Source organism: Psychroserpens sp. NJDZ02, from assembly GCF_004843725.1.
Taxonomy (GTDB): Bacteria; Bacteroidota; Bacteroidia; order Flavobacteriales; family Flavobacteriaceae; genus Olleya.
In genome coordinates, this window is record NZ_CP039451.1 from 967,227 (window position 1) to 991,130 (window position 23,904).

Consider the following 23,904-nt stretch of genomic DNA (forward strand, 5'->3'; position numbering starts at 1 on the left):
CATAGCTAAAGAGAAATCTAAAGGATCTGCTTCTTTAACTACTATCGCTAATTGTTTTCATCTTAAACGTGATGCGTATTACAAATACAAATCTAGAGCTGATAACCGCTTAAGACGCGAACAACAAATTATAGATATCGTTAGAAAAAGACGCAAGATCCTTCCTAGAGAGGGCGTGAGAAAACTTGTAAAATCATTAGATGTAGATTTTAATAAAGATAATATTATAGTCGGTAGAGACTCCTTATTTAATGTCCTTAGAAAACACCAAATGCTAACACTTAGAAAGAAAACTAGTGCCAGAACAACCAATTCTTATCATCGTTTTTATAAGTATAATAACATTATAAAAGACATGGAAGTTACTAGAGCAAATCAGGTTTGGGTGAGTGACATAACCTATATTAGAACCGTAAAAGGGTTTTGTTACTTGGCTTTAATAACTGATATGCATTCAAGGAAAATAGTAGGTTACGATCTTAGTGATAGCTTAGAATTAAAAGGATGTGTGAGAGCGCTTAATAAGGCCATTTATCAAGCTAAAAACATTAAACAACTTATCCATCATTCGGATAGAGGAATACAGTACTGTAGCAATGTATACACACAAATACTCAAAAGAAAAAAGATAGATATTAGTATGACCGAAGAAAATCATTGTTACGAAAATGCAATGGCAGAACGTGTAAATGGAATTTTAAAAGATGAATTTTATTTAGACCAAACCTTTGATAACGTTAGTCACGCTAAGAGAGCTGCAAAAAATGCAATTAATTTATACAACGAAATAAGATTACATTTATCTTTAGACTATAAAACACCAAATATGGTATATAAATTATCAGCTTAATTCAATTTTAACCTGTAGCCATATTTCAGGACAAGACATTTAACACGCCTACCTCAAAACCTGTTATTCTTAATAAACTTTTGTTAAGAAAAAATAATAAAACCTATTACTGAAAATGGATTATTATCATTGTATTTTAAATGCAATATTTTTATGAAAAACTTAATTATTATTTGTTCTATACTTTTTGTAAACTTAATACAATCACAAGAATTAAAAATAGAAGAACTTCTTCCTCCTGAATCTAAAGAATACACAGATTTAGGATTTCTAAAAAATGAATTACAAGGAAAACAACTTGTGATGCTTGGAGAACAAACTCATATGTATGGAAACATATTTGAGATGAAAGCACGAGTTTTGGAATACCTTCATAAAGAGTTAGGATTTACAACTATTGCAATGGAATCTTCAATGTACGACATTTGGAGAATGAACAAAAACGGTTTTAATTCCAAAGATTTTAATAACGCAGTTTGGGGAGTTTGGTCTAATACTTTAGAATTTCAAAGAGTTGTTAAATATATAGAAAAAAACAATTTAAAAGTTATTGGTTTCGATTCTCAAGTAAATAATACTTCACAATTTGTAGAAGATTTTTATGATTATTTGGAAAGTCAAAATATTACTTTAAAATTAGACGAAGATGATTTAGGCATTATCATCGAGGGAGTTTTAGAAAATGTAACCATTGAGGAAGATGATATAAAATATAAAGTTTACGAAAAGGAGGTCAATAGAATCATAAAGCAAATAGAAAAATTAGAAACTAATGAAACTAATTATTATTGGAAACAGTTTACTAAAAGTCTTTTAGCTTGTTCACAAGAATCTTATTACAATAAAAAAGAAATTCTCACCACCGATTTTGGCAACAAAAATGACAATATAAGAGATAAACAAATGGCTGATAACTTATTGAGTTACATCAATAGAAATCCGAATGAAAAAATTATTTGTTGGGCAGATAATGTTCATATTATCAACGATAATTCAAGTATAAAAAAACCAATTGCAAAAGAGTTTATTTCAATGGGTTCTTATATTCATAAAACATTAAAAGACAAATCATATAGTTTGGCTACAATACACGCAAATGATTCTCTTTTTGACTTAGGTACTAAAAAATGGCATTCAACATCTATTAAAAAAAGTTCATTTGAATATGAGTTGAGTAATTTAAATAAACCTTACTTGTTTGTAACTTCAAATCAAGAAGAAATGCAATCAATAAAAGAAACAAGATTATTAAACTTTGTCGATTTTACAAATGCTCGATTAGACCAATTACACGATGGTTATATATTTTTTAAAAATGCGACATTACCAAAATTAGAAACCCCAATTGACAGCGTAAATGTTTCTAACAAACAACAAGATTTTGGAGAAAAAATAGAACAAATTGAAATAGGTAAGAATGTCATTCTAAAAGGTCAACTTATTGACAAAGAAAGTAAAGAACCTATTCCGTTTGCTACCTTAATACTAAAAAAAGAAGAAATTTACAGAGTAGCAGATGAAAATGGTTTTTACGAATTGCCAATAAAAAAAACTATGATAGAAAACGCAAGTGTCGAAATTTCATCAATGGGTTTTGAAACTCGCACTATTAGATTAAAAGAGCTAAAAGATAAAACCTATTTTAATCAAAAGTTTCAAACGTTAAATGAAGTTGTTATAACTGGCTTTTTATCTCCAAAAACAGTATTAAAGAAAGCAATTTTAAATAAAAAGATAAATCATCCAACCAAGCCTTTTAATTTTTATAGATATGGCAAAGTTTTGATAAACAAAAATGACACAAACGAATTAGATTTGGAGTTAATAACAAAAGACTATGACGATGGTTATTTATCACCTTTCGTTATAACACAAAGAGTCGAACAAATAAAATGGAACAAGAATAATAACCCGAAAAAATATAAATACTCTTCTGATTTTTTCTCTTATCGTCAGAATGCTATTCGCTACGCAAATATCTTACACAAAAGAAAATATAAAAAATTCAATTTAAAATTTGTAAAATCGGACAATCCAATAGATGAAACTACATATATTATTTCATTCCAAACAGAAAGGAATAAATGGAATTACACAAATAAACCTTATCCAACAGAGTATTCTGGCAGAGTTTATATTGATAAAGAAACATTTGCTATTGTAAAGGTTGTAGAAAATTGGGAAACAACTTTAAAATCTGAAGAAATTGAAAAACACTTTAAAGAATACGAAAGCTATAAACGCTTTATAAAGGCAAAACAAATTACCATTAAAGAGGAAAATACTTGTACTTATTCTAATATTTTTAATGATGGAAAATATTACGCAACAAAATATTTTAATAGATCTTATGAAGAAATACAAAATATAGATGACAAAATAGAGAATAGAGTTTTAGAAATGGATTCCGAGCTTTATGACTTTGAGCTAAATAATGTTGAAGAAATAGAGTATGAATTTCGCAAAATGGAACAAACAGTATTGAATCGTGTAGAATATGACAAAACCTTTTGGTATTCATTTTACAAACGAAAGAAAGGAGAAAAGACTGAATAAAAAACTATTGCCAATCGAGTAGACGGCTCCGACTAAAATAGCCGGAGTGCGCCTCTCACACCACCGTACATACGGGTCTCGTATACGGCGGTTCGTAAATCATCACACCAAAGCTCTTTTCACCCTTGGCACTATCTTCTAATTTAGGCATAGGCTACCACTAGTGCTCCTATGCGAATTTTGAAGAGAATCACGTTCAGTCCTTCCTTACTTGTGAGACCTTCTGAGGTATTCCCTCAACTCGTTTCCTGTAAGTACTATGACCTCTGCTGACTTCTCCAAATAGTCAACTCGTAACTTTGGAGACCTCCCCAGGTAATGGCATCCTCTTTCACTCAATCACTGCCGTATCTACATAATTACCCTTTTGTTACTGTTTGGGCGTTACAATGATGTGCTTGCTTACCCGAATAATTATGCCTCTGTATACGATTTCTGTTTAGTTTATGCTGAGCGTAGTCGAAGTATCAGTACCGAGTTTTGTAGTGGTATTTGCTCATTAATCAATCACAAATAGCCTTCAGATGTAACCTCGCGATTACCACCCTTGCGACTTACTAATGCTTCAAGACGTTACTCCTGCGCATAAGGGACTTGCACCCTCTAGATTAATTATTTACCTTTCCGTAAATTAAAAGATGCCCATGCTGGGCACACACAAGGTATAAAAAACATAGGGCTTTTGTGTTAACTCCAAAGGTCTGTGTTTATTTACAAAGTCCGCCAAATATAAAATTTGGCATTTTCAATAAAAAAGATAAATACAAAATATTATATTTGGCTAAGTGCAAAACCCGAAACGAAGTGCTTTTCAACTGCCCTACGTTTCTTATACTAAACGTTAGCTGTAATTTTAAAAAAAACTCATATAATGAAAAATAACATTTTATTTCTATTTCTATTAATTACGATAATCAGTTGTAAGGAAAAAAACGCAAAATCATCAACTAATGAATCAATTCCTAAAGAAACAACTAACGAAAAAATTTACAATGGAACAGGAAACGTAACCCAAGGATTAGCGGAAACACAAATTAAAAGTCTTATTTCTTGTAATCAAGGAGGTAGCAGAATTTCAGGAGTTGGAGAAATAAAAGATGATTTAGGAAATAGTTGGACAGTTCCCGGAATTAATCATTTCAACGAATCGACCAAAGCTTCTGATTTATATAATGAATGTAACTCTATAACACCAAATAATCTTTCAGAAATAGATATGAATTCCGTTCCTGTCTTTGAGATAGATTCGGACGGAGAAATCATTACAGGCTATCTTTTTGCGGATAATTATTTTGAACTTTACATTAACGGAAAATTAATAGCAGTTGACCCAGTACCTTTTACACCATTTAATTCAAACATTGTAAAATTCAAAGTAAAAAAACCTTATACAATTGCAGTAAAACTAATAGATTGGGAAGAACATTTAGGTTTAGGTTCAGAAAATAATAGAGGAAAAGATTTTCATCCTGGAGATGGAGGTTTTATAGCCAGCTTTAGTGATGGGACTATTACAAATAGCAAATGGAAAGCACAAACTTTTTATACTGCACCTATTAGTGATTTAAGTTGTTTAAGTGAAATTGGAGAAAAAAGAATCTCTTCAAATTGCAGTACAGATGGAGTTGATAATGGAACAGCATTTTACGGTATTCATTGGAAAATTCCAGAAAATAGTTTTGACGTTACTTTCAATGACAGCCAATGGCCAAATGCGACCACATATACTGAAGATGAAATAGGAGTAAATAATAAAAAAGCATATATGAACTTCATAGAAAAATTTAGTGGAAAAGGTGCTGAATTTATTTGGTCTACTAATGTCGTTTTGGATAATGAAGTCATTGTTCGTTACAAAGTGGAATAAAAACTACAGCTAATCGAGTAGACGGCTCCGACTAAAACAGCCGGAGTGCGCCTCTCACACCACCGTACGTACGGGTCTCGTATACGGCGGTTCGTAAATCATCACGCCAAAGCTCTTTTCACCCTTGACACTATCTCCTAATTTAGGCATAGGCTACCACTAGTGCTCCTATGCGAATTTTGAAGAGAATTACGTTCAGTCCTTCCTTACTTGTGAGACCTTCTGAGGTATTGCCTCAACTCGTTTCCTGTAAGTACTATGACCTCTGCTGACTTCTCCATATAGTCAACTCGTAACTTTGGAGACCTCCCCAGGTAATGGCATCCTCTTTCACTCAATCACTGCCGTATCTACATAATTACCCTTTTGTTACTGTTTGGGCGTTACAATGATGTGCTTGCTTACCCGAATAATTATGCCTCTGTATACGATTTCTGTTTAGTTTATGCTGAGCGTAGTCGAAGTATCAGTACCGAGTTTTGTAGTGGTATTTGCTCATTAATCAATCACAAATAGCCTTCAGATGTAACCTCGCGATTACCACCCTTGCGACTTACTAATGCTTCAAGACGTTACTCCTGCGCATAAGGGACTTGCACCCTCTAGATTAATTATTTACCTTTCCGTAAATTAAAAGATGCCCATGCTGGGCACACACACCGTATATAATTTATTGCTAGCTTCTCGCCTACTTACGAAAGTCCTCGCGGACTTTCTTGGTCGGTAATTATTTACTAAATTAGTTGCTTAAAACACGCAACAAACCATATACGTATTCCAAGGTCAAAACCTAATTATTTAAAGACCTTTTTACTATGCTGCAAATTTTTGTAATTCGACATAAGGTGTTCCTCTTTTTACCACAGCAAAAGCTCTTGACAAAATCTTATTTCTAACATTATTTAAAGCCACCAATTTTGGTTTACCTTCTGCAACTTTTTTCTCGTAATACTGTTTTAATTCTTTATCGCACTGTATTGCGCTAACACTGGCAAGTGTTAAGAGTGTTTTCATTTTCCGGTCTCCTATCTTATGAATTCTGTTTTTCCGGTAAATACTGGTTCCTGAACTGTGCTCAAAAGGAGCTACACCACAATAACTTGAAAACTGACGCCAACTATCAAATCGCTTAAAATTGTTCGTGTGGTATAACAATTGACAAGATAATATTAAACCAACCCCTTTTAAGGTATTTAAAAGCTGATAATTCTTTTCCAAGAACTCATCACTTCGTATTAGTTTTTTAATACTTTGCTCAAGTGTTGTAATTTGTTTTGTTAGATAATGAATCATCTTTTTGACAATTATACAACAATCATCAGTCGATGGACTACTAAGCAAGGTCTGCATTTCTTTAAGACTACTCATCTTACCTGTACGGTCTCGTACTAACTGTTCTCTAAAGGATAACAAACGTCCTAACTCTTGAATATCTTGCGCTTTTGGACTACTTAGAGTCAACTCTTCTTTGTAAAGCCATGCATATCTCGCAATCATTGCGGAATCAAGCTGATCTGTTTTTCCTCTAACAATTCCAGAAGATCGTTTAATGGTCAAAGGACTTTCTTCTACATAATCTATGTTGTTTTCTGATAAATAAACACTAAGATTTGTAGAGTAATGACCTGTATTCTCAAAACAGAAAAAACAGAGGTCTTTACCAAGATGCTTTTCGACCCAAGATAATAGTGCTTTGTAACCTTTTGAAGTATTGGAAAACACACGGTGAACGCCTCTATTATAAATATGTGCATCAATTGTTAATTTAGATACATCAATACCGATAACATCTACATATTTTTTCATATTTTTAAATATTGTTCCTACTCAAAGAGGAATGATTAATAAATGCTGCTATGACTATCACCTTTATTAGGAAGTGATTCCTGGTATTCCAAATGGTCCTAAAGCAACCTAAGAAAGACAAGAGGACTTATACGTATAGTGGAACTATTATTCTAAACAACGTTCTAGTTCTCCTCTTGTTTCCTAGTAAAAGTAATAACTACTTTTGTAATGAGTATAAAGTAAAGAACAACGTTGGCAGTAATTAAAAAAAAATGAGAAACCTTATAAACCATGGTATTCAATACGGTCTATCAGAAGATTTAATTCAAGAGATAAATTTGAATGGTAAGCAAATTGAAATCAAAAGAAACGACAATATTCTTAATTTAGGAGAACATAGTAAATATATCTACATAGTAATCAAAGGCGGATTTGTAAGTCAGTATTTTGATGATAATAAATCAAATTTTAGAACAACTGCGTTCCACATTGACAATTATCATCCATTTATGACGCAACCAGAAAGTTATTTTTCAAAAGAGCCTTCTGATACGCAAATAAAAGCATTCAAAAACTCTGAAGTAATTGCATTTCATAGAAATACAATAGAAAGATTGAGTTCAAAACATAAAGCTTTTGATAAATTTTGCAATACGCATATTATAGAAGCTCTCATTTTTATAAATCAAATAAAGTCCAAACTAATAGGTCTACCAAAAGATAAATTATACAGCTACCTTCTAGAAAAACACAATCCAATTACTAAAAATGTTCCATCTAAATATATAGCCGAATTTATGGGAGTTACACCCCAATGGTTAAGTAAAATAAAACGTACTAGTTGAAACATGAAATTAGTTTCATCAAACTCAAATAAATTACATTTATTTTTGTGGTTTACAAAAACTATAGATCACAATTTAACTCAAATGAAAAAGAAAATCAGTCTTACATTTATAACACTTCTTTTTTCTACTTTTTTATTCAGTCAGAACTTAGCAAAAATTAGTGACGACTATAACAAAAGAAACTTAATAGAAGGTAATATTCCTGAAAAATGGGAAGACGGAATGAGAACATCTGGAGATAAAGGAAGCTACGAATGGTGGTATTTTGATGCTCATTTACATGATGGAAGTACTGTTGTAATAACGTTTTACACCAAGTTTATGACCGCCATAAAAAAACCTTTTAATCCATACTTGACGGTTAGTATAGATAAAGCTGATGGCAGCAAAATATCAGAAAAAATTTACTGTGACCCAGAAGATTTTTTTGCTTCAAAAGATTCGTGTAATGTTAAGATGGGTAATAATTATGTAGTAGGAAACCTAAAGGAATACAAAATTCACATTGAAAATGAAAATATAAACTTAACAGCCGTAATAAAAAGAACTACGCAAAGCTGGAGACCAAAAACAGGATATATGGTGTTTGGTGCTGACGAAAGCAAAGAATTCAATTGGGTAGTACCTGTACCTCAAGGTGAAATGGAAATTGAATATGATTACAAAGATCTAACAACTAAAACATCTGGTTCTGCCTACCACGACCATAATTGGGGAAATGTCTCTATGATGGAAATTTTTAACCATTGGTATTGGTCAAGAGCTGAAATTGGTCCTTATAACGTAATTGCTTCAGAAATGATATCTGAAAAAGAATTTAATAATGACAATATAATTACTTTTAATATTTCTAAGGATGGCGAAACAGTTGTTGATGATGGTGAATTAGTAACGCTATATAGAACTTATGGTAAGGAGCATCCAACACTAAAAAAAGATGTAAGTGACGATTTAATTTTTGTTTATGATGATCCTCAAACTGAATACAGGTATGAATATTCACTTTTTAGAGAAAAAACTATTGTTGAAGTAGATTTAATTGCGGCATCAGTTGGTAATGGACTTAAATTCAGACTTGCAAAAATGCTTACTAGTATTGATCCTGCATATTTTAGATTTACTGGAAAAGCAGAAATAAGAGTTTACAAATCAGGTAAATTAATAGAGAAGCATACCAGCAACAAAGCGGTTTGGGAATTAATGTATTTCGGAGATCCTGTAGGTAAATAACATACTGCTAATAACGTATAAAAAACATAGGGCATTTGGTGTTAATCCAAATGCCTTTTTCTATGTATGCAACTTCGCTAAATATAAAATTTGACATTTAACCGAAAAGTAAAATGTTTATATTTAGCTAAGTTATAAACCGAAACGATAGTGCTTGTCTTCTGCCTTACTTTCTATATACTAAACGTTGTACACAAGCATAAAAATTATATTCATTAAAAAATAAATTGAAGATGAAAAATTTTATTAAAGAAGATGCAATGCATATTGCTTTCCCTGTGAAAGATAGAGAAAATGAGTTTGAATGGTGGTACTTCGATGCTGCACTAGATAATGGTGATCATCTTGTTGTTATGTATTCTACAAACGATACAAGGCTTAAACCAAGAAGACCATCTGTAAGAACTAATATCTATGAAGCAAACGGGAATGAGATATGGGAACTTAAAGAATATAAAGAAACAGAGGTCTCGCTATCCTACGACAAATGTGACACTCATCTTGGTGAAGAATATTGCATCGATAAAGGTGGTTACTACGAATTCTATACAAATATTAATGGTAACGGAGCAAAGCTAAAGCTATATCCAGAAAATCCACATTGGTCTCGACCTGCTGGAAAAAATATAATGGGTTGGACCGTTGCAGTTCCTCAAGGTAGAGTGGAAGGTGTTATCATCAAGAATGGCATAGAAACCAAAGTAAAGGGTACTGGATATCACGACCACAATTGGGGATTTAAACCTATGGGTAACATTTTTAAAAATTGGTATTGGGGTAAAGTTCATACGGAAGATATCTCAATAGATTATTCTGTAATGGTATTAAAATTTGGTAAAATACTTCTTGGTACTGCCTTAATTACAGATAAGGATGGTGTAATTTTCGAACCATCAATATTATCTTCACTATTTAAACTTAAATCTAAATTAAATAAGATTAGTAAAGATCCAGATATGGGATTTGAGTATGCCAATGAGATTGTGATAAAATTAAAAGATAAAAACTTTAAGATGGACTTAAAGATTGAGGTCGATCACATGGTTATGAAAGAAAAAGCTAAATTCACACCCAGTGAATCTGCCTATCGATATATTGGTAAAGAGACAATGACAATCACTAGAGATGGAGTGGAAAAGACATACAACACCAAATCTTTACACGAAATAGTGTTTTTGGAAAAGTAGTGTATTTATTCTGTTTGACTGGTTTAAGTATTGAATGTAATTCAACCAAGGTTCAAGTTTAGGTTAAAGAGATGTGAGGTTTTTCTCAAGAGATATTCTGTGTCATTTCTAGAATCTCCACATGTCGAGAGTTAAGGAAATTGGATTGAAGTATGGAACTGAATTTGAATTATAACTAAAAAGCCAGTGTACAATCGAGTAGACGGCTCCGACTAAAATAGCCGGAGTGCGCCTCTCACACCACCGTACGTACGGGTCTCGTATACGGCGGTTCGTAAATCATCACGCCAAAGCTCTTTTCACCCTTGACACTATCTTCTAATTTAGGCATAGGCTACCACTAGTGCTCCTATGCGAATTTTGAAGAGAATTACGTTCAGTCCTTCCTTACTTGTGAGACCTTCTGAGGTATTGCCTCAACTCGTTTCCTTTAAGTACTATGACTTCTGCTGACTTCTCCAAATAGTCAACTCGTAACTTTGGAGACCTCCCCAGGTAATGGCATCTTCTTTCACTCAATCACTGCCGTATCTATATAATTACTCTTTTGTTACTGTTTGGGCGTTACAATGATGTGCTTGCTTACCCGAATAACTATGCCTCTGTATACGATTTCTGTTCGTCAGTACCGAGTTTTGTAGTGGTATTTGCTCATTAATCAATCACAAATAGCCTTCAGATGTAACCTCGCGATTACCACCCTTGCGACTTACTAATGCTTCAAGACGTTACTCCTGCGCATAAGGGACTTGCACCCTCTAGATTAATTATTTACCTTTCCGTAAATTAAAAGATGCCCATGCTGGGCACACACAACGTGTAAAAATAATTGCTTGGTTCTTGCCTACTTGGAAAATCCTAAAGATTCCCCTCTGGTTCGTTCCATATTTAGTAAGTTGATTATTTAATCACGCAACTATCCTTACACAAAACGTTGTACATAATTAAAACAAAAAATGCACTTTCTAACATTTGACACTAATATTTATCGGGAACTTGGAGTTGCATTAAATAATAATATCAACTTTGATTATTTAGTAAATTTCTTGAAAAAAAGTCATTATGAACTAGTTCTTCAAGATGTAGTTTATAAAGAATTAATCGATTATTTTGAAAATGATTATTTAAAAAAATTAATGTATGACCATAAAGATGTTTACACTAGATTTAAAACAAATCCATTTATAGATAACATTGAAAATATCGATTCTAAAACTTTAGAAAAAAAAGCACTTAAAAATTTTAAAGAAAAACTAAAGTCAACTTGTTGGAAGATTCAGACTACAAGTTACTTAAATCCTGAACTGCTCATTGATTTTTCAATTGCTAATAAAAGAGAATCAAAGAAGGACAACACACGAGATTTTATTATATGGTTTAACTTAATTAATCTCGCATCAGAATACCCTAAAGACAAAGTAATATTAATTAGCAGAGACAAGATTTTTACAGAGAATATTTTCTTTAAAAAAATGCTCGAGGACAATGGAATAAAAAATATAATAATAATTGAAAGTATTCCAAAATATCTAAGTGATTATGGTCTTCAAGTTAAATTTCTTAACAACGAAATTATATTAAACTCAATTGACAAAACAGAAATCAGAAATAGTTTATTGAAAAGTGTTGATGATTTTCCGAGTTACGTTTCAGATTATTACAATAGACACAAACCACCGAAAAACATTTCATTTGAAATTCTTGATGTAAAAGTTTATGAATACTACACTTATTCAGAAGATAAATCAGAAGTAACACTTATATCAAGTTTTTTAGTTAGATTAAAAGCTGTTTATGATAAGGAAACACAAGTAGATTTAAATGACTATCCGAATAAATATCCCAAAGATTATAACCTTGACGAAATCAAACACAGGATAGATAGTGAAAATAGAGCTATTTATGAAAATAATGTTTTATGTATCTACGAGGGTAAAATTGATTTAGAATCTAAAAATATTATTAGCCAAAATTTCGAAGATTTTCTTCCTGATTGGAATGTTGAAAAAAAATAACTATGTACAACACCGGTAACCGTTGCACAACCCCTTAAAAAAGCATAAAAACAGCTTAAAACATTTGATTTTAAGCTGTTTTTAATTTTAATACGCCATACTTTCTCTAAAATGCAAGTGGCTTAAAACATAGTATTCTAACGCTTATTAGGTAGTTTTCGGTGCTTTTAATAAAAGCAAGTAGTCCCGCTATACTTTCTGGTAAGTTTTTCATATATTTTAAATACATTTTAAGATTATAGGCTGTTGCGGATAGATGCATACACTTATTAGCTTGTTTAATCCCAAGGGTATTTACCTTACTCATGCCTAAAAACTGGGTTGGTGTACCAAAAGAGGGGATATCTACCTTGTCGCTTTCCTTTCAGATAGCTTCCTTTTTTTTTATTATTTCTTCATCGTTCTTTACTGAACAAAACGCTTGTTACGAAAAAGCAATGGAAGAACGTATAAATGGCATATTAAAAGATGAGTTTTACTTAGATCAAACCTTTGATAGCGCAGCACACGCAAAGAGAACTGGAAAAAATGCAATTAATTTATACAACGAAGTTAGATTACATTTATCTTTAGATTATAAAACACCTAATATGGTATATAAATTATCAGCTTAATTCAATTTTAAACTGTAGCCGTATTTCAGGACAAGACATTAAAAAAAAACAGATGATTAAAATTATTTATTCTACTATTTTCCTTTTATTATTTAATTCTTGTGCTAGTCAAGAATCAAAAAAAATGGAATTTATAAATTATGACATACATGAGCCCACACCAAATTATAATTATGTAAGTTTAACTAACAATTTATTAAATACTAATTTAATAGATAGCCTTAAAGTAATAGGTAGACCACTTACCAAAAAGGCTGTTAAATTTGAAGTTGACACGTTGAGGGTTAATAAACTCAATGTATCACTAACCAAATTAAGTGATAAGATTAAAAAATATGATTTGAATAAAGATAGATTTGAAGATATGAGTATAGAGAACCAAGATGGGCAAGAAGTACCATTAGGAGCAATACTTACTTTGACCAGGTTTATAGATTATGACAAACCCAAGATCTTTATACCAGAACCTCGATATTTTCTACATAAAGGTGAGGGTGCTGTAAAATTTGAAATTTTCTACAAAAAAAATGTTGAAGTAGAATTGCATAAAATTATAAAAGAATATACATCTAAAGATAGATTAGAAATTGAATTTATAAATTAAAAAACGCCACACAACACCGTATAAAAATAATTGCGGTTTAGTGTTTAATCAATAGTCGTTGCGTGTTTGTAACGACTGATTTTCCTGCGGAAAATCCTCGCATACAAACACGCACCTATTCTTATACGAACAACGTTGGCAACAATTTGAAAAAACTCTCATAATGAAATATAAATTATTCTTTTTATTTTTATTTATTCTTCAAATAGTATTTTCTCAACAATACGATTCTGTTTTAATAGAACAAGATAGCGTTGACTTAAATAATCAAGTTTATAAAATTGGAAATGTTTATGTTTTTGATTACGAAATAATTGAAAATAATATTACAAAAAAACTCAAAACAAATTCAGAAGGTGATTTTGAATTAGTTCAGAAAGAGCATGACTCTATAGGCGTGGACAAAATTCATTTGATAATAAGACCGACAGATGATGACTCAAGGACTAACGAAAATCAAACCCAAATATCATATTTACAAGGACCTGAATTTAGTTCTTTCTCGTCAACAGGAGCAGTTGATAATTCAGAAAATGTATGGATTCACCCAATTAGAAGTGGATTTTTTAGTTCCTTAGAGACTTGCCCATTTCCCTATATTAAAAAACCTTTACAAGTTGGTGCACAATGGAAAGATGCGATGTTAATTGGAGAAGGTTGGGGAAATAAATTATGGGGCAAGTGGATTGGACAATTATTACTTAATTACAGTTATAAAATAACTGGTAAAGAAAAACTAAATACTGAATTCGGAGAAGTAGAATGCTTTATCGTTGAAAGCCAAGCTGACTCAGAATTAGGTTCAACTAAACTAAAAAGCTTTTATTCTGATATTTATGGTTTTATTCGATTGGAATATGTTCTTTTAACTGGTATAGAAGTAAATATGTGGGTTATTGACTTTAAGGAAAATAATGAGTTTAACGACACTAGGACATTTTTCATAACAAAGAAATATATTAAACAATAAAAAAACTGTTGTCAACACCGGTAACCGTTGCACAACCCCTTAAAAAAGCATAAAAAGAGCTTAAAATCTTTGATTTTAAGCTCTTTTTAATTTTAATACGCCATACTTTCTCTAAAATGCAAGTGGCTTAAAACATAGTATTTGAACGCTTATTAGGTGGTTTTTGGTGCTTTTAATAAAAGCAAGTAGTCCCGCTATACTTTCAGGCCCATTTTTCATATATTTTAAATACTTTTTAAGATTATAGGATGTTGCGGATAGATGCATACACTTATTAACTTATTTAATCCCAAGGGTATTCACTTTGGCCATGCCTAAAAACTGGGTTAGCGTACCAAAAGAGGGGATATCTACCTTGTCGTTTTCCTTTCATATAGCTTCCTTTTTTATTATTTCTTCATCGTTCTTTACTGAACAAAACGCTTGTTACGAAAAAGTAATGGAAGAACGTATAAATAGCATATTAAAAGATGAGTTTTACTTAGACCAAACCTTTGATAGCAAAGCACACGCAAAGAGAACTAGAAAAAATGCAATTAATTTATACAACGAAGTTAGATTACATTTATCTTTAGATTATAAAACACCTAATATGGTATATAAATTATCAGCTTAATTCAATTTTAACCGGTAGCCATATTTCAGGACAAGACATTAAATAAACCATTTCAAATTCCCAAAAAAAACTTATAAAAAATGAAAAAAATACTATTTATAACAATCTCATTGTTTTTGATAAACAATGTTCATTCTCAAGACAAAAAAAAGTATAAAGAATATATGCCGTTTAAGCATAATAACCTCTGGGGGATTGTTGATTCTACTCAAAAAACCATAATAGAGCCTAAATATAATGATATTAGACTTTTAGGCGAATTAGATTATGTTTCTTTTGATGATGAATTAATTTTTGATTTAGAAAAGGGAACTCAACAAAAATCTCCAGGAACGTTTCAAACTGAAATTTTTGTAAACAAACAACGGTTTTATCTATTTAACAATGGAGATATCTCACTTTTAATAGACCTGAAAAATAATGAAAAAATAGCATTATCGCTTAAATACTCCAACTTTGAAAATGTAATACTAACTAATCCTAATTCTGGCATTGAAAATGAATTCATAATTGGCCAATTAGATTACGACAGCTATATATTATTAAAAAATAATAAAAAATTACCTTCCGTTATCTCAGGAAAAATTAGTGAACCAGGTTTATTAGTTGATGAATCATCCAATAAAAACGTTTATTTCACTGCAATTAAGAACTCAAAAACATATGTATACAACACGAATTTAAAAATAGTAAACACCTTTTTGAACAAAGAAAAACTACAAGAAAATCTAGGGATTTTAGCAAAAAAAACAAACAGTGATGGATTAAGGCAAGAATGCTTCTCCTGTCACGAAACAATGGGTAATCGCAGTTTTCCCGAAGACCCATTACTGCCTGAAATATTTGAAGTTTCATATAAATCAAATCGTCTTAGTGTCGTTTATAAAAACAAAGAAGGTAAAGAAATAGAAGTTAATCCCTATGACACTTTTGAAAAAGGTTGTGGGTATTTGGATGGTGTAACCTTTGGTAAAAATCTGATTTTTACAGACCTCAACTATGTTAGACCAAAAAAACTAATGTTTCCAAAAGAATATTTAGATTAAACTTTTAATTTTTAAACATAAAAAAATAGAGTTGTAATATAAATCACAACGTTTTTACAATACAAAAAACGTTATTTCATAAAACAACTATATGAAAAATAAAATTGGCAACAAAACATAAACGGCTACAAATCGAGTAGACGGCTCCGACTAAAATAGTCGGAGTGCGCCTCTCACACCACCGTACGTACATAACTACGTTGGTCCTTTCGTATCTATTGCGACTAGCAATACAACTCAGGAACGTATACGGCGGTTCGTAAATCATCACACCAAAAGGCTTTTCTCCCTTGGTACTATCTTCTAATTTAGGCATAGGCTACCACTAGTGCTCTTATGCGAATTTTGAAGAGAATTAAGTTCAGTCCTTCCTTACTTGTGAGACCGTCGGAGGCATTGCATCTCCTCGTTTCCTTCAAGTACTATGACCTCTGCTGACTGCTCCAAATAGTCAATTGGTAACTTTCGAGACCTCCCCAGGTAATAGCATCCTCTTTCACTCAATCACTCCCGTATCTACATAATTACCCTTTTGGTACCGTTTGGGCGTTACAAAGGTGTGCTTCCTTACCCAAACAATTATGCCTCTGTATACGATTTCTGTTCGTCAGTACCGAGTTTTGTAGTCTCGCTTCCTTCAGATAAAACCTCACGGTTTTCACCCTTGCGACTTACTAATGCTTCAAGACGTTACTCCTGCGCATAAGGGACTTGCACCCTCTAGATTAATTATCTACCTTTAGGTAAATAAAAAGATGCCCATGCTGGGCACACACAATGGCTATAGTTAATACGGGTTTTAGTTTTAATTCAAAGTTTAGTGTGTTTTTATAAAGTCCGCCAAATCTTTTGATTTGGCTTTAGAACAAAAAAGATAAAACAAAATAGAAAGTTTTGGCTAAGTGCTTAACTCGAAATTAATCGCTTTTAATTCCCGTACTAACCATAGCCGAGACGTTAGCAAATATTCAAAAAAAACAAATATAATGAACCAAGAATTTAAAATTAAAGAAAATGGATTTTCTGAAATAAGTAAGCCTATAATTCTGAAAATAGCACTAATATTAGCAACTATACTTATTGTTGTTTTAGGAATAAAATCAAAAGGTTTTACTACAAAAATAGATACACTTATAGTTGTGGCTCCAATAGTAATTGGAATTTTCTCTTTAATTGTTTTTTTAGCAATGAAAAGAGTTAAAAAACAATTTGAAAGTTTCGTCCTAATAATCAATAAAAACGAAATTAGTAGAGAGCAACTTTATATTAAAAAAACTTCAATACCAATAGACAAAATTAAATCTATTTCCATCAATGAGAGAAAAGGGCTGACTATTCAAGGAGAAAGTAGTTTACCACAAGAAATGATTTTAATACCAAAAGAAATTGAAGATTTCGAAAAAGTAAAAGAATTATTATCAGAAATATACCCTATGAAGTAAAGATGAAATAAAAACATTTGCTAACAATGGTAACCGTTGCACAACCCCTTAAAAAAACATAAAAACAGCTTAAAATCTTTGATTTTAAGCTGTTTTTAATTTTGACTCTCCGTATTTTCTATAAAATGCAAGTGGCTTAAAACTTAGTATTCGAAGGCTTATTAGGTGTTTTTTGGTACTTTTAATAAAAGCAAGTAGTCCCGCTATACTTTCTGGCCCGTTTTTCATATATTTTAAATACTTTTTAAGATTATAGGCTGTTGCGGATAGATGCATATACTTATTAACTTATTTAATCCCAAGGGTATTTACCTTACTCATGCCTAAAAACTGGGTTAGCGTAACAAATACTGGGGCGATCTACTTTGTCGTTTACCTTTCATATAGCTTCCTTTTTTACTATTTTGCACTCAGAAATTATTTGGTACGGTAGAGCGTATTCCCTAGCTACTGGTTGGGATTTAGAAAAGGATATTATTACCAAAATAATCGATAGAAAAACGGTATTGAACGACTATAACAAGAAATAAAAAATGCTACAAAAAAAAATGCTTTTACCTCTTATTACACTTTTGCTATCTTGTAATATAGGTTTTGGTCAAGATAAAATGACCTTAATAGACCTAATTTACAACGATAAATATGAAGAAGCTAAAGCTTTAATTAAGGAGAAAAAATATATTAACCAAATAGACGAAGACGGTGGAACTGCATTTATGTGGGCGATCTACAAAAACCAGCTAGATATTGCCAAACTTCTTAAAATAAACGGAGCCAAAGTCCATAAAAAAGACATTTTATATGACGATAATTGGGATTTAGCTGTTGGAAGCCCATTAACTGTTGCTGCTTTAAATGCAGATTTAGACATGATTAAATTTCTTGTATTGGATTGTGGCATCAAAGCAAATGACAGAGAATTAGACTCCAATGGTAACTTAGCTTGGAACGCCATGTTCTACTTAGCTTACCGAAATGACTTTGAAGAAATTGCTGATTTTTTGATTAAAAAAGGTGCAGATATCAACTTAAAGGATTCAGACAAAAAATCGCCTTTATCTTACGCATTTACAAACGAAAACTACAACTACACGAGATACCTTTTAAATAAAAATGCTAAAAGTATTTTTGTGGATGCTCAAGGTAGAACAGAGGCTACTTTTGCTATTTCGTGCGGAGAAACTGAAACTGCTAAAAAGCTTTTATTGAAGTCTCCTGATTTAATACATAAAAACGAGAAATTGTATGCCAACCCTTTGTGTGTTGCAATTATTAATGAGGATGAGAATATGGTAGCATGGCTACTACAAAATGGCGCAAACAAAAAAGTGCCTTTAAATTTTGTAGCCTCTATTTTTAAAGAAGCAGCATTAAAAGAAAGTTATGGTACTTATTCTCTTTTGAAAAAGTATATTTTAAATAATGATTTAGCAAACCCAACTTTAATACCAAGTGATACTTTAAAAAAAATTATACAAACAACATATAACCCTGCTATTTTTAAAATGTTGCTGAACAATAACTTTAAGGTAACCGGAAATGGTGAAGATATTTATACTAAAAACAAATACGAAAGCATAAGACAACTAAACAATAAAATACGAATTTTAGAGGAGTATGGTATTCAAATACCAATTATAGACTCAATTACTTCTCCTTTCTTCCAAAAAACTCTCAAAAACAAAAAGTTTAATAACTCAATTTTTGAACATGTTTCTAAAACCAAAACACCCGACAGTGAGTTTTATTATGATGTACTTGCTGCTGCAATCCATAACAACAATATAACTGCTTTTAATTCTGTTTTTGATAAAAAAGTAACATTAGAACCTCAAAAGGTTTATAAAAACTCCAATTTTCTTTGGATGGCTTTTAAAGACGAGAACTTACTTTTATTTAAAAAACTGTTAGAAAACGGTAGAGATACAGAATTTTTATTTGAAGAAAACAAAACACTCTTACATAGAATCATAACAAGTGATAGACATCAAGACTGTAGTTATTTGCCATTTATAGAAGTATTATTAGACTATGGTGCTAATATAGATGCTATTGATAATGAAGGAAATACAGCCCTACATTTATCTAACAAAGATTGTATTGATAAGTTGTTAATTCGTTATGGTGCAGATGTTAGTGCTACAAATAACAAAGAAGATTCCCCTTCTAAAAACACCTATTTATATGCTGGCGACATTCTCGATTTCACCCACACCAAAGAACCTCAAAAATTGGTAGACATCTTTAATTTTACCGTAGATAAATATCTTACCCAAAATAGCGTTACCAATTTTACTCCTATTTTAAAAAGTATTTTAAAACGAGGTATTAATCTTAAGGATAAAGAGACCATTGCCAAAATTAATCTCAATATTATTTCTTTGGCAAAATCTACCAAACATTTTAATTACTTTAATAAACTACAAAAATTATTAGATACTCATAGTAAAGGTTACAAAGTCCCTGGTTTAGATCTTATATTGATTAATAAATTGGCGGAAGATTCCAAAATACCAAAATCTATAACCCAAATAATCTTAGATGATAATTTACCTCAATTTAAAAGTAAGGTTCAATCGTTAGATTTGTCTGAAGTAGATTATAATGATGATGATGCTATGCGTATATTTTTAGCCTTAGCTGCACAGGCAAAGTCTAACAAAATTGTTATGCACCTTATAAAAGAAGGCATCAATCCTTTTAACCAAAAAATAATACCTTATAGTTCATACCCAGGTAGTAAACTAGACATCCTTCAAACTCTTGTAGATAAAAAAAATCTGCAAGCTGTAAAGTACGCTCTAAACACTGAAAACGCTTCGAGTAGTTATGATATAATGAACAATTATGTAATTATCTGTGAGTTGGAAAATGAGAAATTTGTAAAAGAGTATTTAGACCATTATTTAAAAAAAGAATCTTATTTAATAAAATCTTTTAAGACAAATGGAGATTACATTTATAAATTGAATCTTGGTGTTGTTAGAAACAACCTTTGGGGCGTGTTAGAATACCTATCCGAAAAAGGAATTTCAATGGAAAAAGCCATAGAAACAAGCGTTAATCGTTCTGGATGGACACATAAATTAAATACACTATTAATTTTAGAAGAAAAAATAGACTTTATTAAGTATTACTTAAACAAATGTGATAAGAAACAGTATCTATCACTTATAAATCAATACAGTAAGTATATTATAAAAAATAACAGCACTAAAATAATAGACCTGTTTGCTCCTTATATAATGAAGAACGAATCAAACTCCAGTAAATTTTACAGCAACGAAGAAATGATTCATGGGTACTATACATATGCGATACTCTATGACAATAAATATGCTATGGATGCAATGCTTAAAATACACCCGAAAGAAAAATCTAAAAAACTAATTAGACACCTTAAAGAAGCAATAGATTACTCTAATTATAACTTCATCTCTTCTTACTACGACAATGAGTTTGATATGTCTATAAAATTATCTACCAGAGGAAAACATCATGCAGGAACTGGTGATACGGGTATGATTGAATATGCCATTCAAACGAACAGACCTGATATGATTCCTTTTTTATTAGAGTGCGATGTAACGCTTGACAACCCCGCAAACAACAGTAACAGCCCTGTTAAATATGCTGCAGAAACTTACAATACAAAACTTATAGAAACAATACTAAATTTTGATGTAAACCCAAATATAATTGCCACACATTATTTTGAACCGTATATACATTTTTACAACAAACCATGGTCTCAAATACTTATAGACAGAGGGTTTGAAAAAGGTTTTGAAGCTTTTTGGAAAAAGGGAGTAAATCCAAATATTAATTATCAAAAAAATAACCTTTTGCATACTATGGTTAAGAACGATTATGATTTTACAGAGAATGCTCCAGACATTTTAAATAAGATAACAAATATTAATCAGCAAAATAACTACGGAGAAACAGCTTTATTTTTAGCTTGTAAAACAGGAAATATAAAACTTGTAAAAGCATTATTAGATAAAAATGCAGATACTAATATTGCTAATAATCAACATGTAACTCCATTAATGATTGCATCATTTTCTAATCACTTAAAAATAACAGAAGTACTTATTAATTCAAAAGCAATAGTAGAAAGCGTTGATAATAAAAATAGAAATGCGCTAATGTATGCAGAGCTCGGAAATGCAAGAGAGGTGATTAGCTTTCTAAAGAAATAGCGTAACAGCTGAACTATTTTTCATAATAGGTATAAACTTCAAAAATCTAACTAACGTTTTGTAACATTAGTAAGCGTTGCACAACGCCTTAAAAATCACAAAAACAGCCTAAAATCTTTGATTTTAAGCTGTTTTTAATTTTCACGGTCCGCATTTTCTCTAAAATGCAAGTAGCTTAAAACATAGCAATCTAATGTTTATTAGCTAGTTTTTCGTGTTTTTAATAAAATATTCCGAATATAATCTTGGTTAATTATTCTAAAGACACTAGTAATAAAAAGTAAATTGATCACTCAATTTACTTTCTATTATCTATAAACCATTCTATCTACTTGCAACAATTATAAAAGGGTGTTTATTCTAAATAAAACAATACCACCACCTTGCAATTGTTTTATGAGTAATACAAAAACACAAGTCTAATTATATTATATTTATAAAATCTTGTCGTCTATAGCGACAAGCAGTCATTATACTGCAATTATCAACCCTATTAACAAAAGGAATACAATGAAAAGCAATACTAAATTAACTGGAAAAAACGTTTTAATAACAGCTGGTGCTCAAGGCATTGGCGAGTCCATTACAAAACATTTTATCGATAGCGGCGCAAATGTTGCTATTCACTATTTTTCTAGCGCTGATACCGCAAACGAATTAACAGCATATGCCACTAGTAAAGGACAAAAAGCAGTTGCTATAAGCGGAGATTTAACTAAAGAAGCCGATGCCAATGCACTAGTAGACAAAACAGTCAAAGCTCTTGGTGGTTTAGATATATTAATTAATAATGCAGGATCATTGGTTGCTCGCAAATTACTAAGCGAACTGGAAGCCGAATTCTGGCATAAAGTAATGGATATTAACCTGACATCGATGCTGTATGTAACACGAGCTGCGGCACCTTATTTGGCAAAAAACGAAACTAGTAGTATCGTTAATTTAGCATCACTTGCTGGTCGTAAAGGTGGTCACCCAGGATCTTTAGCTTATGCGACAAGTAAAGGCGCTATCTTAACTTTAACGCGAGCACTGTCTACAGAATTAGGACCAAACGGAACAAGAGTTAATGCTGTTGCACCAGGTCTAATCCTTGGTACTTCATTTCATAACACACATACAACAAAGGAATCCGCAGCAGAAACAACTGCAGGGATACCAATCCAACGCGCAGGTAACGCAGCTGACGTTGCTAGAGCTGTCATTTATTTAGCTTCTGAATATGATGGATTTATTACTGGCGCGACACTTGACATTAATGGTGGTGTTTATAATATGTAATTACTGATTAAATTATATATGTTTGAACACAAAAGATTATCTATTAACTGTTTAAACATATATAATTTTTAATTAGAATACCTTTACTAAAATGAACAAAACAATGGATTTTACTATTGAAACTTGCGATAAAGAAAACATAAAAACAATCGTTGACGGAATTAACGAATACAACCTAAGTCAAGTGCCTGCGCTTTCTGACATTTGGACCCGTTTAGAGTTTGTTGTAAAAGACAAAGATGGTCTAGAAATAGGAGGTGTTTTAGCAGGAATCGGGTATTGGAATGGACTTGAAATAAAGATTTTGTGGGTAAGAGAAGGGTATAGGAAAAAAGGAATCGGAACTCATATTTTACAACATGTTGAAACAGTAGCAAAAGAAAAAGGTGCTACGACAGCTATACTAGACACGTTTGACTTTCAGGCCGAAAAATTTTATCTTAACAATGGATACATTGCTATTGGCGAAATGAAAAATTTCCCAAAAGGACACAGACGCATTTACTTCTCAAAAGATTTAACAAAATAGTTTTCTAAATTATTATTTCGAGAACAACCTTGTTCTTGAAATAACGACCCTACTAGAACGTTTAAAAATTAGACTTAAAACGGTACAATATTTATAAATCTCTCGCATTATAAACTAGGTAATTGCAATAAAATAAATTTGACTGTATTAACGATATTTTCAATCTAGAAGATTTTTAAATTGAAATTTATTTAGAAATAAAACGAATACCATTCAAACTAACATAAACAATGGTATATTACAATTATAAAATTAT

Annotated in this window: 18 protein-coding genes and 1 pseudogene; 17 read left to right on the plus strand and 2 right to left on the minus strand. The window is 31.3% G+C overall.

Features of this window, described 5'->3' with window-relative positions; genetic code table 11:
* Position 1: 1 nt before the first annotated feature.
* The 3 genes from E9099_RS04325 to E9099_RS04335 all read left to right on the plus strand — a co-directional run bounded on the left by E9099_RS04325 (position 2) and on the right by E9099_RS04335 (position 5,273).
* A complete protein-coding gene (locus tag E9099_RS04325) occupies positions 2–850 on the plus strand; it encodes an IS3 family transposase (protein ID WP_262710433.1) in 849 nt (282 codons plus the stop codon).
* Positions 851–1,003: 153 nt separating this feature from the next.
* Positions 1,004–3,406 carry an erythromycin esterase family protein gene (locus tag E9099_RS04330; protein WP_136582481.1) on the plus strand — a complete coding sequence of 801 codons (2,403 nt, stop codon included), beginning with the start codon at positions 1,004–1,006 and terminating at the stop codon, positions 3,404–3,406.
* 871 nt (positions 3,407–4,277) lie between these two features.
* Positions 4,278–5,273, plus strand: coding sequence for a hypothetical protein (locus E9099_RS04335; RefSeq protein WP_136582482.1), 996 nt, complete (start codon positions 4,278–4,280; stop codon positions 5,271–5,273).
* A gap of 813 nt (positions 5,274–6,086) precedes the next feature.
* Here E9099_RS04335 and E9099_RS04340 read toward each other — a convergent pair.
* The gene (locus E9099_RS04340) at positions 6,087–7,079 is read right to left on the minus strand and encodes an IS110 family transposase (RefSeq protein ID WP_136582483.1); all 993 of its coding nucleotides are present in this window, start codon (positions 7,077–7,079) and stop codon (positions 6,087–6,089) included.
* A 254-nt stretch (positions 7,080–7,333) separates the two neighbouring features.
* Here E9099_RS04340 and E9099_RS04345 point away from each other — a divergent pair, with 254 nt between their 5' ends.
* From E9099_RS04345 to E9099_RS04360, 4 genes are all read left to right on the plus strand, one after another.
* Positions 7,334–7,906 (plus strand): Crp/Fnr family transcriptional regulator, encoded by a 573-nt coding sequence (locus tag E9099_RS04345; RefSeq protein ID WP_136582484.1) that lies wholly within the window; start codon positions 7,334–7,336, stop codon positions 7,904–7,906.
* Positions 7,907–7,990: 84 nt separating this feature from the next.
* Positions 7,991–9,139, plus strand: a complete 1,149-nt coding sequence (locus E9099_RS04350; protein WP_136582485.1) for a hypothetical protein — start codon at positions 7,991–7,993, stop codon at positions 9,137–9,139.
* 260 nt (positions 9,140–9,399) lie between these two features.
* Positions 9,400–10,326 (plus strand): hypothetical protein, encoded by a 927-nt coding sequence (locus E9099_RS04355; RefSeq protein WP_136582486.1) that lies wholly within the window; start codon positions 9,400–9,402, stop codon positions 10,324–10,326.
* Positions 10,327–11,282: 956 nt separating this feature from the next.
* Positions 11,283–12,341: a PIN domain-containing protein gene (locus tag E9099_RS04360; RefSeq protein WP_136582487.1), complete on the plus strand. Its 1,059-nt coding sequence runs from the start codon at positions 11,283–11,285 to the stop codon at positions 12,339–12,341.
* A gap of 106 nt (positions 12,342–12,447) precedes the next feature.
* On the opposite strand, the gene E9099_RS19355 is transcribed toward E9099_RS04360, so the two are convergent.
* Positions 12,448–12,648 carry a hypothetical protein gene (locus E9099_RS19355; protein WP_205961017.1) on the minus strand — a complete coding sequence of 67 codons (201 nt, stop codon included), beginning with the start codon at positions 12,646–12,648 and terminating at the stop codon, positions 12,448–12,450.
* Between E9099_RS19355 and E9099_RS04365 the strand changes: the two genes are divergently transcribed.
* The 10 genes and pseudogenes from E9099_RS04365 to E9099_RS04410 all read left to right on the plus strand — a co-directional run bounded on the left by E9099_RS04365 (position 12,647) and on the right by E9099_RS04410 (position 23,648).
* Entirely contained in the window at positions 12,647–12,955 is a 309-nt protein-coding gene (locus E9099_RS04365) for an integrase core domain-containing protein (RefSeq protein WP_136582488.1), read from the plus strand. The genes E9099_RS19355 and E9099_RS04365 overlap by 2 nt on opposite strands.
* Positions 12,956–13,007: 52 nt before the next feature.
* Positions 13,008–13,559: a hypothetical protein gene (locus tag E9099_RS04370; protein WP_136582489.1), complete on the plus strand. Its 552-nt coding sequence runs from the start codon at positions 13,008–13,010 to the stop codon at positions 13,557–13,559.
* 163 nt (positions 13,560–13,722) lie between these two features.
* Positions 13,723–14,529 (plus strand): hypothetical protein, encoded by an 807-nt coding sequence (locus E9099_RS04375; RefSeq protein WP_136582490.1) that lies wholly within the window; start codon positions 13,723–13,725, stop codon positions 14,527–14,529.
* A 310-nt stretch (positions 14,530–14,839) separates the two neighbouring features.
* The gene (locus E9099_RS19135; protein ID WP_168800715.1) at positions 14,840–15,145 is read left to right on the plus strand and encodes an integrase core domain-containing protein; all 306 of its coding nucleotides are present in this window, start codon (positions 14,840–14,842) and stop codon (positions 15,143–15,145) included.
* A gap of 80 nt (positions 15,146–15,225) precedes the next feature.
* Positions 15,226–16,191 carry a hypothetical protein gene (locus E9099_RS04385; protein ID WP_136582492.1) on the plus strand — a complete coding sequence of 322 codons (966 nt, stop codon included), beginning with the start codon at positions 15,226–15,228 and terminating at the stop codon, positions 16,189–16,191.
* A 986-nt stretch (positions 16,192–17,177) separates the two neighbouring features.
* Complete coding sequence (locus E9099_RS04390; RefSeq protein WP_136582493.1) at positions 17,178–17,633, plus strand: hypothetical protein; 456 nt, start codon at positions 17,178–17,180, stop codon at positions 17,631–17,633.
* 404 nt (positions 17,634–18,037) lie between these two features.
* Positions 18,038–18,163: pseudogene (locus tag E9099_RS19445) on the plus strand (endonuclease III); the annotation flags it as partial.
* Positions 18,164–18,166: 3 nt separating this feature from the next.
* Positions 18,167–21,838 (plus strand): ankyrin repeat domain-containing protein, encoded by a 3,672-nt coding sequence (locus E9099_RS04400; RefSeq protein ID WP_136582494.1) that lies wholly within the window; start codon positions 18,167–18,169, stop codon positions 21,836–21,838.
* Positions 21,839–22,348: 510 nt separating this feature from the next.
* Positions 22,349–23,119 carry an SDR family NAD(P)-dependent oxidoreductase gene (locus tag E9099_RS04405; RefSeq protein WP_136582495.1) on the plus strand — a complete coding sequence of 257 codons (771 nt, stop codon included), beginning with the start codon at positions 22,349–22,351 and terminating at the stop codon, positions 23,117–23,119.
* A gap of 91 nt (positions 23,120–23,210) precedes the next feature.
* Positions 23,211–23,648 carry a GNAT family N-acetyltransferase gene (locus E9099_RS04410; RefSeq protein ID WP_240788951.1) on the plus strand — a complete coding sequence of 146 codons (438 nt, stop codon included), beginning with the start codon at positions 23,211–23,213 and terminating at the stop codon, positions 23,646–23,648.
* Positions 23,649–23,904 lie beyond the last annotated feature (256 nt).

Excerpts from the sequence above, each read along its gene's own strand:
- E9099_RS04350 (WP_136582485.1), top strand. The coding sequence starts at position 7,991 with ATGAAAAAGAAAATCAGTCTTACATTTATAACACTTCTTTTTTCTACT.
- E9099_RS04340 (WP_136582483.1), bottom strand. The coding sequence starts at position 7,079 with ATGAAAAAATATGTAGATGTTATCGGTATTGATGTATCTAAATTAACA.
- E9099_RS04375 (WP_136582490.1), top strand. The coding sequence starts at position 13,723 with ATGAAATATAAATTATTCTTTTTATTTTTATTTATTCTTCAAATAGTA.
- E9099_RS04370 (WP_136582489.1), top strand. The coding sequence starts at position 13,008 with ATGATTAAAATTATTTATTCTACTATTTTCCTTTTATTATTTAATTCT.
- E9099_RS04355 (WP_136582486.1), top strand. The coding sequence starts at position 9,400 with ATGCATATTGCTTTCCCTGTGAAAGATAGAGAAAATGAGTTTGAATGG.
- E9099_RS04360 (WP_136582487.1), top strand. The coding sequence starts at position 11,283 with ATGCACTTTCTAACATTTGACACTAATATTTATCGGGAACTTGGAGTT.
- E9099_RS19355 (WP_205961017.1), bottom strand. The coding sequence starts at position 12,648 with ATGAGTAAGGTAAATACCCTTGGGATTAAACAAGCTAATAAGTGTATG.
- E9099_RS04345 (WP_136582484.1), top strand. The coding sequence starts at position 7,334 with ATGAGAAACCTTATAAACCATGGTATTCAATACGGTCTATCAGAAGAT.
- E9099_RS04390 (WP_136582493.1), top strand. The coding sequence starts at position 17,178 with ATGAACCAAGAATTTAAAATTAAAGAAAATGGATTTTCTGAAATAAGT.
- E9099_RS04400 (WP_136582494.1), top strand. The coding sequence starts at position 18,167 with ATGCTACAAAAAAAAATGCTTTTACCTCTTATTACACTTTTGCTATCT.
- E9099_RS04365 (WP_136582488.1), top strand. The coding sequence starts at position 12,647 with ATGCCTAAAAACTGGGTTGGTGTACCAAAAGAGGGGATATCTACCTTG.
- E9099_RS19135 (WP_168800715.1), top strand. The coding sequence starts at position 14,840 with ATGCCTAAAAACTGGGTTAGCGTACCAAAAGAGGGGATATCTACCTTG.
- E9099_RS04330 (WP_136582481.1), top strand. The coding sequence starts at position 1,004 with ATGAAAAACTTAATTATTATTTGTTCTATACTTTTTGTAAACTTAATA.
- E9099_RS04405 (WP_136582495.1), top strand. The coding sequence starts at position 22,349 with ATGAAAAGCAATACTAAATTAACTGGAAAAAACGTTTTAATAACAGCT.
- E9099_RS04335 (WP_136582482.1), top strand. The coding sequence starts at position 4,278 with ATGAAAAATAACATTTTATTTCTATTTCTATTAATTACGATAATCAGT.
- E9099_RS04385 (WP_136582492.1), top strand. The coding sequence starts at position 15,226 with ATGAAAAAAATACTATTTATAACAATCTCATTGTTTTTGATAAACAAT.
- E9099_RS04410 (WP_240788951.1), top strand. The coding sequence starts at position 23,211 with ATGAACAAAACAATGGATTTTACTATTGAAACTTGCGATAAAGAAAAC.